A 15,171-nucleotide genomic window follows, 5' to 3' on the forward strand; every position below is an offset into this window, starting at 1 on the left:
CTCACTATTTTTAACTTCGTCCTGTTCGCCATTGCCGAGCAGGACTATTTTTTTTCCAACTTTTATACCATTGATGATGCTATAAAACATGATATACTGCTAGAGTAAAGATTACAAAGTTGTAACCTGAGACGTTCACACCAAGGCACTTATACAACAAGGAGATGACGAAATGAAGAATATGTTGAAAAAAACACTGGTGATGGGAAGCCTAAGCGCCATTTTATCCGCAGGATTCATCGTTCCGGCATCAGCTTCACCAGCTGACGATTTATCTGCTCAATTACAACAGTGGTTTCAAAATAACGGATACACAGTCAATATGTCCAACGGGACGACGACAATAACAAAGACGGTCATTAAGGATTATTCTGAAAAGGACAAGGCTAAAACAAAAACAGCAAATCCTTCTTCTGGCAAGCAAACGACGAATCAGGGTAACCAAAAGGCTTCAAAGTCTGTTAACAAGCAACAGACCCAAACACAAAACACCAATTCAGGTGCAGGTCAGTCTACAGATTCTAATGCACAACTCAGCAAGTCTCAATTTGCAGCTGAGGTTGTAAAGCTTGTAAACAATGAGCGCAGTCAAAAAGGTCTGAAGCCCCTCACATCTAATGCGAAGCTTACAGAAGTAGCCTTAGCGAAGGCGAAGGACATGAGCACGAACAATTACTTTTCCCATACATCTCCGACTTACGGTTCACCCTTTGATATGATGAAAAAATTCGGTGTAACTTATACGTATGCGGGTGAGAATATTGCAATGGGACAAAAAACACCACAAGAAGTGATGAAGGCCTGGATGAATAGCCAGGGACATCGTGAAAATATCTTGAAGGCAGAATATACACAAATCGGTGTGGCTTACTACAATGGATATTGGGTACAAGAGTTCACACGTAACTAAGTTGATAGAGAAAACGTTCTAAACGTCATTTCTGTTTATAAAAAGATAGTGACGTACGTAATGTAAAGACCCGCTGACAACGTTCAGCGGGTCTTTTTATGTCGCTCATGTCACTTCAGGCATAAACCATTGCTCTATACCAGAAAAGACATAAGGGACGTGCTTATAGTATGATGACAGTAAGCTGAATGGATAACAGACTACTTTTGGAAAGCTAGGTGAACAAATGAGCTACGAAATCGTGCATGAAGGTGCTTTTGCTATGCTTAAGGTGCAGTTGAACCCCGGAGAAACCATTAAAGCAGAAATGGGAGCGATGGTTTCCATGTCTTCCAGTGTAGATATAAAGGGGACGGTAGACGGTGGGCTGTTACGTGGCTTAGGCAGAATGCTGAGCGGAGAAAAATTCTTTTTTCAAGAGCTGAGAGCAGCTCGGGGACCCGCTGAAGTACTGCTAGCCCCTGCAAGCATAGGTGATGTACAAGCAGTGGAACTGGATGGCACGTACAGGCTGTTGGTCCAAAAGGACGGTTTTTTGGCCTGTACGGAAGGGATTGAGGTTAGTACCAAAATGCAAAACCTGATGAAAGGTTTATTCTCCGGTGAAGGTTTTTTTATTGTAGAAATCAGTGGCCGCGGCACAGTATTCCTATCCTCGTATGGAGCCATTCACCCCATTTATATCGCGCCAGGAGAGGAGCGTATTATTGATAATGCTCATCTAGTGGCATGGCCGGATTATATGGATTATAGAATTGAAAAGGCATCTAAAGGCTGGTTGTCCAGCGTAACGAGTGGGGAAGCTCTTGTATGTCGTTTTCGCGGTGAAGGAACGGTACTGATTCAAAGCCGAAATCCGGGTAGTTTTGGACAATGGATTAGAAGTTTCATCCCTGATAGCAAATAGTTTCTTTCGTCTGACTGCTGATGATAAGAAGGGCTATTCGCACAAAAAGTATGATAAAAGGATGGGAGTTTTCCATCCTTTTTTAGTATGTTTATGGAAATTTATAAGGGATACTAAACCTCGATTTTCACCTGAACCAGAACGGTTTATTTGCAAAATGACAGGAGAAGCTTTATGTTTATTTCACTAAGCTATCAGGAGGGAACACGAGTGAATTCATCAAAATGGATTTGGCGGTCTGTCGGTTCCGTTTCCATTGCCGCCACACTGCTATTATTGTACGGATTTATTGCAGCAGTACGAAGTATCACGGCTCCAGAGCCATTGGTAAGTACTCAACCTGTACAATCCGGTTCATCGCAGACACAAACTGCACCATCGGCTACTGCTCAAACGGGAGAGTTGCGCGTAGCTGCCATTGGCGATTCGCTAGCCAAAGGAACGGGGGATGACTCCGGAAGTGGTTTTGTGCGCCGGTCGGTGACTTTGTTAAATAATCAGGAAGGACATAAAGCTCAGCTCATAAATAATCTGGGGATTAATGGACTGACGACTCAAGGACTATTAACCAAGCTGGATGAGCCTGGTGTGTCTTATGTACTGAAGAAGGCTAATGTGATTATAGTTTCGATTGGCGGTAATGATTTATTTCAGGGCGCGCAGGCGGCTCAAACCGGCAAAGAGCCACCTACACTCAGTGGTTTGCGCAAAGCTCTGCCTGATGCAGCCAAACGTTTGCAAAAGGTGCTGACAAAGGTAGGAAAAATCAATCCGAATGCTAAAATTGTCTATGTTGGATTGTATAATCCATTCAGTGATCTGCAGGAAATGAAAATTCCCGGTAATCTTGTGGTAACCGAATGGAATATGGCGGCCATGGCAATTACCAACCAAAACAGTAACATGACGCTGGTTCCAACTTTCGATTTATTCGAGCAAAATTTGCCCGTCTATTTATCATCCGATCATTTTCATCCCAACGGACAGGGCTATCAGGCCATCGCTGAACGTATCGCACAAGGGTTTGCTGTTACCGCGACGAAGGATACCGATCATGTAAATCCTAAACAACAGTCTACAAATAGCCAACCTGCAGAAGCGAAAAAGGGAGGGAACAAGTAATGAGCATCCAATCTGCTGACAAGACCGAGGCTGGCGTGACCCAAGATTCGACATCCACAGATGCAGTGTCCAGTCTTCACTCCTCCAATCAGGTTGGTAGCGCAGACAGAGACAGCAGCAATAATGAAATCGTGCTCTCTGTTCAGCATGTTAAGAAACGTATTAAACGCAAAATGATCATTCATGATGTAACATTCGACGTTCGCGCAGGTGAAATTTTCGGATTTCTCGGCCCCAATGGAGCTGGAAAAACGACGACTATTCGTATGCTGGTCGATTTAATTAAGCCTACTGAAGGGACAATAACCGTATGCGGTCATAATGTAAATCGTGACCCTGAGCAGGCTTTACGGCATGTTGGTTCTATTGTGGAAAATCCAGAGGTGTACAGCTACCTGACAGGATGGGAAAATTTAGAGCATTTTGCCCGGATGCAGCCTGGTGTAGATGAACAGCGCATTCGCGAGGTGGTTGAGTTGGTTCGGCTCGATCGTCGCATCCATGATAAGGTAAGTACATATTCACTGGGGATGCGTCAGCGTCTTGGCATAGCTCAAGCCTTGCTCGGCAGACCGAAGCTACTCATTTTGGATGAGCCGACGAACGGACTAGACCCCAAGGGAATCAAAGAGATGAGAGCTTTTATCCGTTTGTTAGCGGCCGAAGGCATGGCTGTATTTGTTTCCAGCCATTTGCTTAGCGAGATCCAGCTGCTATGTGATCGTGTGGCAATTATAAGTCGGGGCAAGGTGCTAGCTGTTGGTGGGGTACGGGAACTGGTTGAAACTCACTCGCACATGGCTGTCTGGCAGCTGGAGCCCCGCGATCAGGGCCTTGCCCTATTGCAAAATTCTCCGTATGTGCAAATCATTACGAACGCCGATGAATTAATTGATGACAGCATTGTTGCAGGTAGCGGAGTCGATGCTATTTTTACAGAAATGGACGAAGAGCATATTGCGGAGCTGGTCGCACACATGACAGCTTCCGGTATTTCCGTTAAAGGTGTAACCAAAATCAATCCTACACTGGAGCAACTATTCCTGAAAATGACGGAAGGTGAGATACTTGAATAATATTTTACCGCTCGTACAAAATGAAACCCTGAAAATTATCAAGAAGAAACGATTTCATGTCATTTTACTTGTTTTGCTTGTGCTTGTGCCGATTTTTACGTACGCTCAGATGAAAGTGGCAGAAAACAATCGCGAAAAATTCGGTAACGATTGGCGTCTGGAACTGCGTCAGGCCATTACTGATAACCAAAACTCGCTCGGCAGCGATAGGGTTCCCGAGGAATGGAAGACCTACCGCCGGGTCTTTGTGCAACAGATGCAATATTATCTGGAAAATGACGTGAATCCTAATGAGCCGAGTGGCGTCACTTTTACCAGAGAGTTTATGGATAATTCCATAAATCTGTTCGTTCCGTTGTTGATCATGGCTATTGCTTCGGACCTGGTTTCAGGAGAACGGACAACAGGCACGATAAAAATGTTGCTAACTCGGCCGGTCAGGCGGTGGAAAATACTGCTGAGCAAGCTGCTGACACTGTATATGTTCGTTTCGCTCATCATTTTGGCCGTATTTGTCATAAGTTATCTCATATCAGGCTTGTTTTTTGGTTTTCGTGGTTTTAATGTTCCGGTATTTACCGGCTTTCAAATTGTTGGATCGACGGTGGATTTGTCTGCTGTACATGCCATTCCACAATGGCATTACCTGATGCTGCAAGCCGGATTGATTTGGTTTGTCAGTCTTGTGGTTGCTTCATTAGCCTTTATGGTATCTGTTCTGGTACGTAGTACAGCAGCAAGTATTGTGGTCATGATGGCTGCGCTCATTTCGGGCACTATACTGACCAACATGGCTTCATCATGGCAAAGCGCCAAATATTTATTTATGGTTAACCTCGGATTAACCGATTATTTATCTGGAAGCCCTGCCCCGATTGAGGGAATGACCCTGCCATTTTCTTTAGTTGTACTGGGCATTTGGGGGGCTGCGGCGTTGATTGTTTCATTCGCCGTCTTTACGAAACGGGATATATTGAATTAAAATGGACAAGGTAAAAGAAAACATCTGTTTGCATTTTTGGTGAAAACCATCAAGAATAAGGCAAAACACGGTTATGATTAGACAAAGGGGGAGCATGAATGGTCGACAAAATCGACTTGTCTGCGGGAGCTTCCGGTACACAGAACGGAGCTTCAGAATATGGCGCGGACGACATTCAAGTGCTCGAAGGGCTTGTGGCAGTTCGCAAACGGCCGGGCATGTACATCGGGAGCACCAGTTCTTCGGGACTGCATCATTTGGTATGGGAAATTGTAGACAACGCGGTGGATGAACATCTTGCCAAGTTTTGCTCTCGCATTGATATCACAATGCATAAGGACGGTTCTGTAACAGTATCAGACAACGGGCGCGGTATTCCTACGGGAATGCACAAAATGGGAATCCCTACGCCTCAAGTTGTATTCACCATTTTGCACGCCGGAGGTAAGTTTGGCGGTTCGGGATATAAAAAGTCCGGGGGTCTGCATGGGGTAGGTGCGTCTGTAACGAACGCTCTTTCGGAATGGCTTGAAGTGGAAATCTACCGGGACGGCAAGATTCACCGTCAGCGGTTTGAATATTGGCAGGACAAGAAGGGCGTGGAGCATGTCGGTGAACCGACCACAGGCCTTGAAGTGCTGGGCAATACTAACAAGACGGGTTCGAAAATTACATTTAAACCGGATATTCGCGTTTTTCAGTCAGGAATTCATTTTAACTATGATACGCTGGCTGAGCGTCTTCAGGAAATTGCTTTTCTGAATTCCGGCCTTCGTATTCAGCTTAAAGACGAACGCAGCGGAAAGTCAGATGAATATTTTTATGAGGGTGGAGCAAGTCAGTTTGTTTCTTTTTTGAATGAGGGCAAGGATGTACTGCATGATGTCATTCATTTTAATGCCGAGAAAGAAGACATTGAAGTGGAGATTGCCATCCAATACAATGCCGGCTACACAGAGACGATTGCTTCGTTCGTTAACTCCATTCCGACACGTGGCGGGGGTACGCATGAAACAGGCTTCAAAACCGCTTACACTCGTATCATGAACGACTATGCACGCAAAACAGCGATGTTGAAGGAAAAGGATAAAAACCTGGAGGGCAACGATCTACGTGAAGGTATGATGGCTGTAATCAGTGTCAAGATGGCCGAGGTTGAATTTGTCGGTCAGACAAAAGATCAGCTGGGTAGTGCTTCGGCGCGGAGTACAGTGGATGCCATCGTGTCTGAACAAATGCAGCGCTTTTTGGAGGAAAATCCACAGATAGCGCAAACCTTGATCAGAAAGGCAGTTCAAGCGTCCAAAGCGCGTGAAGCTGCACGTAAGGCTCGGGACGAAATGCGTTCTGGCAAGAAACGTAGTGAAAGTTCTAATTTGAATGGCAAACTGTCGCCTGCGCAGTCTAAAGATTTTACACGTAATGAGTTATTTATCGTGGAAGGCGATTCGGCTGGAGGATCGGCCAAACAGGGACGGGATTCCAAAATTCAGGCGATTTTGCCACTAAAGGGCAAGCCGATGAATCCGGAAAAATCAAAGTTGGCGGATATTATGAAAAATGATGAGTACCGTGCTATTACGGCAGCGATTGGCGCGGGGGTAGGAACAGAGTTCACGCTGGAAGACAGCAATTATTCCAAAATCATCATTATGACCGATGCAGATACGGATGGCGCGCACATTCAAGTACTGTTGTTGACGTTCTTTTATCGGTATATGAAAGAACTCATTGATGCAGGACGCATATTTATTGCTCAGCCGCCATTGTATAAAATAACCCGCAAGTCGGGTAAGCTCGAAACAGTTCGTTATGCCTGGACTGACGAGCAGCTTGATAATTACTTAAAAGAGTTTGGACGGAATTTCGAGCTTCAACGTTATAAAGGACTCGGGGAGATGAACCCTGATCAGTTATGGGAAACGACAATGAATCCCGAGTCACGCACCCTGTTGCGCGTTCAGATTGAGGATGCTGCCAAAGCTGAACGCCGTGTGTCCACATTGATGGGTGATAAGGTGGATCCGCGTAAGCGCTGGATCGTGGAAAACGTGGATTTCACGGAATACGTAGAGTAGTGCTATTAAATGAGGTGTAGACATGAGCTTATCGGAGCAATTTTTGCCAGCTTATCTGGAGGAAATGGTCGGTGACCGCTTTGGCCGATATTCCAAATATATAATTCAGGATCGGGCAATACCTGATGTACGGGATGGATTAAAGCCCGTACAACGCCGGATTCTGTACGCGATGTACGATTCGGGTAATACCCCGGAAAAAGCGTATCGTAAATCCGCCAAAACCGTTGGGGACGTTATGGGTAATTACCATCCTCACGGTGATTCATCTATTTACGATGGGATGGTACGGATGGCGCAGCCTTGGAAAATGAGCCACGTACTGGTGGATGGCCACGGCAACTGGGGTTCTCAGGACGACGATCCTGCGGCAGCTATGCGTTACACGGAGGCACGTTTGTCTCCGATTGCAATGGAAATGCTACGTGATATCGAAAAACGTACGGTTTTGTTCAAGGATAACTTTGATAACTCGGCAAAGGAACCCGTCGTGCTGCCCTCCCGTTATCCTAATCTGTTGGTAAACGGATCTAGCGGGATTTCAGCGGGGTTTGCAACGGAAATTCCAACTCATAGCTTGCGTGAGGTGATTGACGCCACCATCGCAGTGATGGAAAAGCCGCAGATCGAACTGGAAGAGATTATGACCTTTATAAAAGGCCCAGATTTTCCGACTGGCGGACTCATTATGGGTGGCGAAGGCATCAAGGATGCATACAGAACAGGCAAAGGACGCATTTATATCCGTTCCAAAACGGAAATTCAGTCTTTGCGTGGAGGCAAGCAGCAACTGGTTATTACAGAGATTCCATACCAGGTTGTTAAATCCAGGCTCGTAACCGCTATGGAGAACATCCGTCTGGAGAAAAAGGTAGAAGGGATTGCCGAAGTTCGTGACGAGAGTGGACGAAATGGCCTGCGTATTGTTGTCGAGCTGAAGAAGGAAGCGGATGCGGAAGGTATTTTGGCATATCTGCTGAAAAAAACCGATCTCCAGGTGGCTTATAACTTCAATATGGTAGCCATCGTAAACAAAGCGCCGCACCAGCTTGGACTAAAATCCATTTTAGAAGCGTATATTGCTCACCAGCGTGAAGTTGTCACAAATCGCATTAAGTTTGAGCTGGAAAAGGCGGAGGACCGCGCACATGTACTGGAAGGTTTGGTCAAGGCGCTGAACATTCTGGATGAAGTCATCGCGGCTATTAAAGCTTCCAAAAATCGTCAGGATGCACAAAATAATTTGCAATGGATGTTTGGCTTTAGTGAACGGCAGGCGGATTCCATTTTGACTCTGCAATTGTACCGTCTTACGAATCTTGAAATTACCACCCTCGAAAAAGAACTTGCTGACATTCAGAAGAAAATTACTCAATACCGTTCTATTCTGGAAAGTGACCGCAAGCTGATCAGTCTGATCCGCAAAGAGTTGCTGGAAATTCGTGAAAAGTACGGCATTGACCGTCGTTCGGAAATACAGGGTGAAGTAGAAGAGATTAAGGTAAATCTGGAGGTCATGGTTGCGGCAGAGGATGTATTGCTAACTCTCTCGAAAGATGGCTATGTGAAACGTACGAGTATGCTGTCGTTCACTCGTTCTGGCGGGGATCGTTCAAATTCCGGAGTTAAAGAAGGGGACTACATTACTCAGTTCCTTGACGTGAATACACTCGATGTGCTGCTCGTCTTCACCCAGCGTGGACAATACTTTTTGCTGCCTGTGCATCAGATACCGGAGTATAAGTGGAAAGAGCCGGGCACTCCAATCGTCAATGTCATTTCGCTATCGAAGGAAGATCGTATCGTAAGTGTTATTCCGATCAAAAATATAGAGGAAATCGGCAAAAGCCTGGTGTTTGTAACAAAGAAAGGGCAAGTCAAACGAACGGAACTTACAGAATATGCCACAAAGCGTTCCAGTGCTGTAGCAGCCTGCAAGGTGGCTGGCGACGATGAGATATTATCAGTAACATTAAGCGACAATAGCAAAGATATTATGTTGATTACCCGTGCGGGGATGAGCATACGCTTCAAGGAGCAAGAGGTTAATGCCATGGGCCGCGTTTCAGCGGGGGTCAAAGGTATACAACTGGCGGAAGGCGATGAAATTGTTGCAGCACTATGGGTAGAAGAAGACGAAGGAGAGGTGCTGGTACTAACCGAATCCGGTTATGGTAAGCGTACGCTTCTGCTGGATTATCCTTCTCAGGGAAGAGGCGGTAAAGGAATCAGCACCTTCGAATTCAAGGAAGGCAAGCGGGTGCGTTCGAACGGAACTCGAATTGTGGCTGCCTTCTACTGTCGTGAAGCTGTTCAATTATTTGTCATCACATCAGAAGGACAGACGATGTCCTTCCTTTCGGAAAAAGCTCCTTTAACCGATCGCAAGGATACAGGCAAACTGCTGGCTCCGGTGGAGAAGAAGGACGAAATTGTAAATGTGCTGCCGCGTAGTGAGCCTCAGAGTTCGCAGACAGTAGAATAATTGTAAAGTCAAGCGTTTTTTAGCTCGAAAAAGAGGGGTCCTCACGTGCCATTCCAGCACGAATGAGGACCTTTTTGCCGTCATGCTGTCGAACCTTGACCTGTCTCCAAATCCGAAGTGAGACTTCCTTCCCCTTTTCATTTGATGCTCCAAAAACGGCAGGAAACTGAGGGGAAATGGCGAAAATTTAATGTGATGAAATACAATCCGGACGGTGGCCCATATGGTAACTTTGATGCTTTTACTGACCCTGTTATTCAAAGGAGTGAGGCAAAATGCAAACGACCGAATTTGCAAAAATCTGGTCCAGAATGGCTAAGGATTACAAGGTTCATATGGAGCAGCAACTAGCTCCATCACTAACGGAGGCTCAACTCACGGTGCTGGAGGTTCTGAACGAATACGGACGCATGAAGCCGTCTCAACTAATCCCATATCTCGCCACCACACCTGCGGCAGTTACGATGCTATTGGACCGGATGGAGCGGAATCGACTGGTCACCCGGTTCAGAGACGTAAAGGACCGTAGAATTGTATGGATTGTTATTTCAGATCAAGGCAGAGAAGAAGTGGAGCGCGGATTGCAAATTCGCGACGATTTTCTGGGTTCTGCGCTTAACCGAATATCTCAGCACAATCAGAATTTGCTGGTTTATTTGTTGGGGAAAATTACAACGAAGACGAAAGCGGCTGTATCAGCCAGTGAAGATGAGGGAATAAAGGAACAAATAGAGCGAGCAGAATAGCTAATTAGTGGATACATGGAATGTAGCTGTACACAGCAGATTAGCTTTCTAAGGGAATAGAAATGCGCGGATAGATGCCGATCCTGGTATCATTTCCGCGCTTTTTTGTGTCCCAAGTATAGGTAGTGTTTGGGGGAATGTTGACATTTACATAAGAGATGATAAAATAATAGTTATAAATAAATAACAATTCGTATACAAATAGTTACTAGTTTATGTATATGGGTAATGAATATGTATGGGGAAGAAGGATGGTTCTAGTGAGCGACAGAGAGGAAGACAGACTAGAGGTGTATCGGATTATTCAATCGGTAAGGGAGGTTAACAAGACGATATTTTATGCTTTCTGGAACGAGGAGCAGCATTTGGATCTAACGGCCATTCAGCACATGGCTTTGGCCATTCTGAATAAACGCCCCAATATTGGGTTATCCGAGCTGGCAGAGATAGCTCATGTGGGAAGCAGCTCTATGAGCGGGGTGGTTGACCGCTTGACCAAGGCGGGATATATCGCTCGCGGACGGCATGAGCATGATCGCAGATCTTTAGTACTGACGCTTACGCCAGAAGGAAAAGATATAATGCAAAAGGTAGACTCCATGTGGATGGAGCGCGTCTTGCCAATTCTGGATATCCCGAAGGAGCAGCTAGAGTTGCTCTTGGATGTTCATAAACAAATGATCATGAAATTAACACCGAAGGGAATGAATCAACTTGAGCAGTCCTCAAATGACACTACCAGGTAATGTCCGCAGAGCACCCATTGTGGCCGCTCTGTTGATTGGCGCAATTGTTGCAATTTTAAACCAGACATTGATAAGTGTGGCTTTACCGAAAATGATGAGTGATCTGAATGTAGATGCCAATATAGCTCAGTGGCTTAGCACAGGCTTTATGCTCGTGAACGGGGTATTGATCCCGGTGACCGCATTCCTGATTGCCCGTTTCTCTACTCGTAAATTGTTTATTAGTGCAATGACTATTTTTTCAATCGGCACGCTGTTATGTGCAATAGCGCCGAGTTTTAGTATATTGCTGATCGGTCGGCTTATTCAGGCTGCGGGTGCAGGGATTATGATGCCATTAATGATGGTCGTTATCTTGAACATCTACCCAATAGAGCGTCGTGGCCGTGCAATGGGAACGCTGGGACTTGCGATGGGGTTTGCTCCAGCCATTGGACCAACCTTATCTGGTTATATAGTCCAGCACTATGACTGGCGAGTATTGTTCTGGATCATCTTGCCGATTTCCGTGATTTCGATTGTGATCGGATTTATTTTTCTGAAAAATGTAACCGAGCAGTCCAAGCCTAAGCTGGACATTCTCAGTGTTATTTTGTCTACACTCGGTTTTGGTGGGCTGTTATACGGCTTTAGTGATGCTGGAACATCGGGTTGGGGGAGTATTCCAGTCCTGTCTACACTCATCGTCGGGACGATTGCGCTTATTTTATTTATTGTCCGACAACTGAAGGTAGATGAGCCTATGCTGGAGTTTCGTATCTTTAAATACGATGTGTACAGCTTGACGACAATCATTAATGTTATTGTGACGATGGCTCTGTACGCCGGTATGATATTGCTTCCAATTTATTTGCAAAATATTCGCGGATTTACACCGCTCCAGTCTGGTATGCTAATGTTACCAGGAGCGATTCTGATGGGGGTCATGTCTCCTGTGACGGGGGCTATTTTTGACCGAATTGGAGCGCGCTGGCTGTCTGTAATTGGGTTGTTGATCATGACTGTAACGACTTGGGAATTTACACGTTTAACCGAATCAACCACCTATATGACACTGTTAATCAATTATACGGTACGAATGTTCGGGATGTCATTGCTGATGATGCCGATCCAAACGGCCGGACTGAATCAGCTTCCACAACGATTAAATGCCCATGGTACGGCGATGGGCAATACGCTACGTATGATTTCGGGCTCGATTGGGACAGCAATTCTAGTGACGGTGATGTCTACTCAAACCAGCAATCGTTTGACCACGATGGTTGCATCCGAGGGACTGAACGTTACGGACAAAGCGGGAATGCTGGCTGCTAGCAATCAAGCTACGATCTACGGTATTAACTCGGCATTTATCATTGCAACACTATTGAGCGTGACAGCTTTGGTATTGGCGTTTTTTATCAAAAATACGAATGCACAAAACGCTCGTGCCCGTCAACAGCTGGTGAACAGCGAGAAGGGGAAGACCATGGCTTCCTCATCATAAGCATGGATACATTTTCATTTGATTTCTGTGCAAAAAGAGAACCCGCATTGCATGTTTGTTTACATGCAGTGCGGGTTCTTAGTGGTAAGTCTACTCAATTATCCGAAGTAATCATTGTATCATAAAGCGACAAGGGCCACTCACTCCAAGGAAATTGGACAGGAGGCAGTGAGTGGAAGCTCATTGCTTCCTTGCTGACCGGATGCGGTGCTCCAGCGAGCAAGGACCAGAGGGCCAGTTGTTGACCGGGGCGGCTCAGATTACCGCCATATTTTTGGTCCCCATAGAGGGGACAGCCGATTGCCTGCATCTGTACACGAATTTGGTGCGAGCGTCCGGTGTGCAGCTTAATTTTCACAAGACTGAGTCCAGCAGTTTGCCCGACAACCTGGTATTCCAAAATGGCTTCCTTGGCACCAGCCGTGCCGGGTCGAACCGTTTTGACCGTGTTGGTACGGCTGTCCTTAAGCAGGTAATGGGTTAGACGGCCTTGGAGAGCCTCAGGAACGCCATTCAGAACAGCTGTATACAGCTTGTAAAAATGACGGCTTCGAACCGATTCTGACAAACGAGAAGCTGCTTTGGACGTTTTAGCAAAAATCATGGCTCCACCTACAGGTCGATCCAGCCTGTGCACTAAACCCAAAAAGACGTTACCAGGCTTATTGTGTCTGATTTTCAGATCTTCCTTGAGTAAAGACAGCAGATCGGGATCGCCGCTGGCATCCTCCTGTGTCGGAACATTGACAGGCTTTACAACCGCCAGGACATGATTGTCCTCATATAGGACGGGAATATTCGGCTGTGCATGCTCTTGCCGAGTAAGTTCATCTTGATTCATAAGAGGAATTAAGCCTCCCAGCGTCCGAGAATACCACAAGGCAAATTCAATCCAGAGCGTGTGATCGGCAATCCGATTTCACCGGCGCTAATTTGTCCGCCATACTTTTGTTGCATCGTCATGCTCAGCATGTTACGCAATACAGTAGGTGAAATACCTGTCGTGTAGGAGTTGATCAGCATGAACAAGGGTTGGTCCGAAATGATGCTCATGCAGGATTCGAGAAACGGATACAAGCTTTCTTCCAGCTTCCAGGTTTCTCCGTTAGGTCCGCGTCCATAAGAAGGAGGGTCCATAATAATGGCATCATAACGGTTGCCCCGACGTTGTTCCCGTTGCACGAACTTGAACACGTCGTCTGTAATGAAGCGTACCGGTCGGTCAGCCAGACCGGACAATTGAACGTTTTCCTTTGCCCACTGCACCATACCTTTGGCTGCATCCACGTGAACTACACTGGCTCCGGCATACGCTGCGGCAGTAGTGGCTCCTCCCGTGTATGCAAACAGGTTCAATACGGAAATGGGTCTACCTGCGCCTTTAATTTTATCCATCATCCAGCTCCAGTTGGCGGCTTGCTCTGGGAAAAGACCAGTATGCTTAAAGCTGGTCGGTTTAATGTGGAATTTAAGCGGTCCATAGCTAATCGTCCAACGCTCGGGGATAGGCTTTTTCATATCCCATTGGCCGCCCCCGGAAGAGCTGCGGTGATAATGCCCATGAACATTACGCCATTCGGCTGTTTCCTGGGTCAAAGGCCATATGATTTGCGGATCGGGACGACGCAGGACAATATTACCCCAACGTTCCAGCTTTTCACCACCGCCTGTATCCATTACTTCATAGTCTTTCCACTCTTGTGCTACATACATGTACAATCCATCCTTCAGCAGTCAATTCGGGATTTAGGCAGCAAGCTGCGCAAATCCCCACATGGAGTCTATTGTACAACAAACCTTAGCAACAATCGAATGATTCCATGAATAAGTAAGTAGTTAGAAGGAGCAAAAATATTTTTTCGAATACACTTGTAATTAGAGCGCTTCCATATTAAAATGAAATCAATCCCACTTGTACGTACAACTCTCCCGATTTTCATTCTATTTATGAAAAGAAGAATTGGTTGTACGTACATAATATTTTACAACAATCCATAATTTTTTAATAGTGAACAGTCGCATATAATGCGACTTTTTTACGTATATGTTTAACAAAATACATTTCATGCTTAAAATTTTTATTTGACAATGAGAATCATTATCAAATATTATTTGATTAATAGGGAGTGAAAGCATCCCATATTTCAAATAAAGGTGAGGGATGAACTTGGGTAAAATCATGATTGCTTATGCTAGCATGACCGGTAATACAGAGGAAATCGCGGAATTGATCGCCGAGGGTGTTCGTCAGGCAGGGCATGAGGCAGAGTTGAAGGCTTCGTATGATTGCAGCGCGCAAGAATTGCTCGCATATGACGGATTCCTGTTGGGTGTATATACATGGGGAGATGGTGAGCTTCCTGATGAATTTTTAGATTTTTACGAGGAACTAGACGAGCTTGATCTGTCTGGTAAAAAGACTGCTGTATTTGGCAGTGGAGATACATCTTATACACAATTCTGTGGCGCAGTGGACTTGGTAGAGGAAAAAGTCAAAGAACGCGGCGCATCAGTCATTCAGGAGAGTTTGAAGATTGAATTCAATCCACTCGATGATGAGAAGGAGAATTGCCGAGCTTACGGAAGACAATTTGCGCAGGCTGGCATTGGAGTGTCCTGAGAAGAGAGTGAGG

At 45.7% G+C, this 15,171-nt stretch carries 13 protein-coding genes; 11 read left to right on the forward strand and 2 right to left on the reverse strand.

The window, feature by feature from the left end; all coding sequences use genetic code 11:
• Positions 1–172: 172 nt before the first annotated feature.
• The 10 genes from MMB75_RS04720 (at position 173) to MMB75_RS04765 (ending at position 12,538) form a co-directional block, all read left to right on the forward strand.
• Positions 173–910, forward strand: a complete 738-nt coding sequence (locus MMB75_RS04720) for a CAP domain-containing protein (protein ID WP_016822129.1) — start codon at positions 173–175, stop codon at positions 908–910.
• Between the two features lie 226 nt (positions 911–1,136).
• Positions 1,137–1,817 carry a TIGR00266 family protein gene (locus tag MMB75_RS04725; protein WP_016822128.1) on the forward strand — a complete coding sequence of 227 codons (681 nt, stop codon included), beginning with the start codon at positions 1,137–1,139 and terminating at the stop codon, positions 1,815–1,817.
• A 174-nt stretch (positions 1,818–1,991) separates the two neighbouring features.
• On the forward strand, positions 1,992–2,939 hold the full coding sequence (locus MMB75_RS04730) for a GDSL-type esterase/lipase family protein (RefSeq protein ID WP_016822127.1): 948 nt from the start codon (positions 1,992–1,994) through the stop codon (positions 2,937–2,939).
• Positions 2,939–4,015, forward strand: coding sequence for an ABC transporter ATP-binding protein (locus tag MMB75_RS04735; protein WP_016822126.1), 1,077 nt, complete (start codon positions 2,939–2,941; stop codon positions 4,013–4,015). Before MMB75_RS04730 ends, MMB75_RS04735 begins: the two co-directional genes overlap by 1 nt.
• Positions 4,008–4,997, forward strand: a complete 990-nt coding sequence (locus tag MMB75_RS04740; RefSeq protein ID WP_045244470.1) for an ABC transporter permease — start codon at positions 4,008–4,010, stop codon at positions 4,995–4,997. Before MMB75_RS04735 ends, MMB75_RS04740 begins: the two co-directional genes overlap by 8 nt.
• Positions 4,998–5,095: 98 nt before the next feature.
• Positions 5,096–7,075 carry a DNA topoisomerase IV subunit B gene (gene parE / locus MMB75_RS04745; protein WP_013371580.1) on the forward strand — a complete coding sequence of 660 codons (1,980 nt, stop codon included), beginning with the start codon at positions 5,096–5,098 and terminating at the stop codon, positions 7,073–7,075.
• A 22-nt stretch (positions 7,076–7,097) separates the two neighbouring features.
• Complete coding sequence (gene gyrA, locus MMB75_RS04750; protein ID WP_017427593.1) at positions 7,098–9,560, forward strand: DNA gyrase subunit A; 2,463 nt, start codon at positions 7,098–7,100, stop codon at positions 9,558–9,560.
• A gap of 275 nt (positions 9,561–9,835) precedes the next feature.
• The gene (locus MMB75_RS04755; RefSeq protein WP_016822123.1) at positions 9,836–10,306 is read left to right on the forward strand and encodes a MarR family winged helix-turn-helix transcriptional regulator; all 471 of its coding nucleotides are present in this window, start codon (positions 9,836–9,838) and stop codon (positions 10,304–10,306) included.
• Between the two features lie 260 nt (positions 10,307–10,566).
• On the forward strand, positions 10,567–11,052 hold the full coding sequence (locus MMB75_RS04760) for a MarR family winged helix-turn-helix transcriptional regulator (protein ID WP_016822122.1): 486 nt from the start codon (positions 10,567–10,569) through the stop codon (positions 11,050–11,052).
• Positions 11,036–12,538 carry a DHA2 family efflux MFS transporter permease subunit gene (locus MMB75_RS04765; protein WP_016822121.1) on the forward strand — a complete coding sequence of 501 codons (1,503 nt, stop codon included), beginning with the start codon at positions 11,036–11,038 and terminating at the stop codon, positions 12,536–12,538. Before MMB75_RS04760 ends, MMB75_RS04765 begins: the two co-directional genes overlap by 17 nt.
• 94 nt (positions 12,539–12,632) lie before the next feature.
• Here the strand turns inward: MMB75_RS04765 and MMB75_RS04770 are convergent, their stop codons facing one another.
• Together MMB75_RS04770 and MMB75_RS04775 are read right to left on the reverse strand one after the other, a co-directional pair.
• The gene (locus MMB75_RS04770; protein WP_016822120.1) at positions 12,633–13,379 is read right to left on the reverse strand and encodes an RluA family pseudouridine synthase; all 747 of its coding nucleotides are present in this window, start codon (positions 13,377–13,379) and stop codon (positions 12,633–12,635) included.
• Positions 13,380–13,387: 8 nt separating this feature from the next.
• Complete coding sequence (locus MMB75_RS04775; RefSeq protein ID WP_013371574.1) at positions 13,388–14,251, reverse strand: class I SAM-dependent methyltransferase; 864 nt, start codon at positions 14,249–14,251, stop codon at positions 13,388–13,390.
• 448 nt (positions 14,252–14,699) lie between these two features.
• Here MMB75_RS04775 and MMB75_RS04780 point away from each other — a divergent pair, with 448 nt between their 5' ends.
• Entirely contained in the window at positions 14,700–15,158 is a 459-nt protein-coding gene (locus tag MMB75_RS04780; RefSeq protein ID WP_016822119.1) for a flavodoxin, read from the forward strand.
• The last annotated feature ends 13 nt before the right edge of the window (positions 15,159–15,171 follow it).

The sequence above is a fragment of the Paenibacillus sp. P2(2022) genome (assembly GCF_029522175.1).
Lineage (GTDB): Bacteria > Bacillota > Bacilli > Paenibacillales > Paenibacillaceae > Paenibacillus > Paenibacillus polymyxa.

Coding starts and splice junctions, on each gene's coding strand:
- MMB75_RS04770 (WP_016822120.1), bottom strand. CDS start 13,379: ATGAATCAAGATGAACTTACTCGGCAAGAGCATGCACAGCCGAATATT.
- MMB75_RS04765 (WP_016822121.1), top strand. CDS start 11,036: ATGACACTACCAGGTAATGTCCGCAGAGCACCCATTGTGGCCGCTCTG.
- MMB75_RS04775 (WP_013371574.1), bottom strand. CDS start 14,251: ATGTATGTAGCACAAGAGTGGAAAGACTATGAAGTAATGGATACAGGC.
- MMB75_RS04735 (WP_016822126.1), top strand. CDS start 2,939: ATGAGCATCCAATCTGCTGACAAGACCGAGGCTGGCGTGACCCAAGAT.
- MMB75_RS04755 (WP_016822123.1), top strand. CDS start 9,836: ATGCAAACGACCGAATTTGCAAAAATCTGGTCCAGAATGGCTAAGGAT.
- gyrA (WP_017427593.1), top strand. CDS start 7,098: ATGAGCTTATCGGAGCAATTTTTGCCAGCTTATCTGGAGGAAATGGTC.
- MMB75_RS04780 (WP_016822119.1), top strand. CDS start 14,700: ATGAACTTGGGTAAAATCATGATTGCTTATGCTAGCATGACCGGTAAT.
- MMB75_RS04720 (WP_016822129.1), top strand. CDS start 173: ATGAAGAATATGTTGAAAAAAACACTGGTGATGGGAAGCCTAAGCGCC.
- MMB75_RS04730 (WP_016822127.1), top strand. CDS start 1,992: ATGTTTATTTCACTAAGCTATCAGGAGGGAACACGAGTGAATTCATCA.
- parE (WP_013371580.1), top strand. CDS start 5,096: ATGGTCGACAAAATCGACTTGTCTGCGGGAGCTTCCGGTACACAGAAC.
- MMB75_RS04725 (WP_016822128.1), top strand. CDS start 1,137: ATGAGCTACGAAATCGTGCATGAAGGTGCTTTTGCTATGCTTAAGGTG.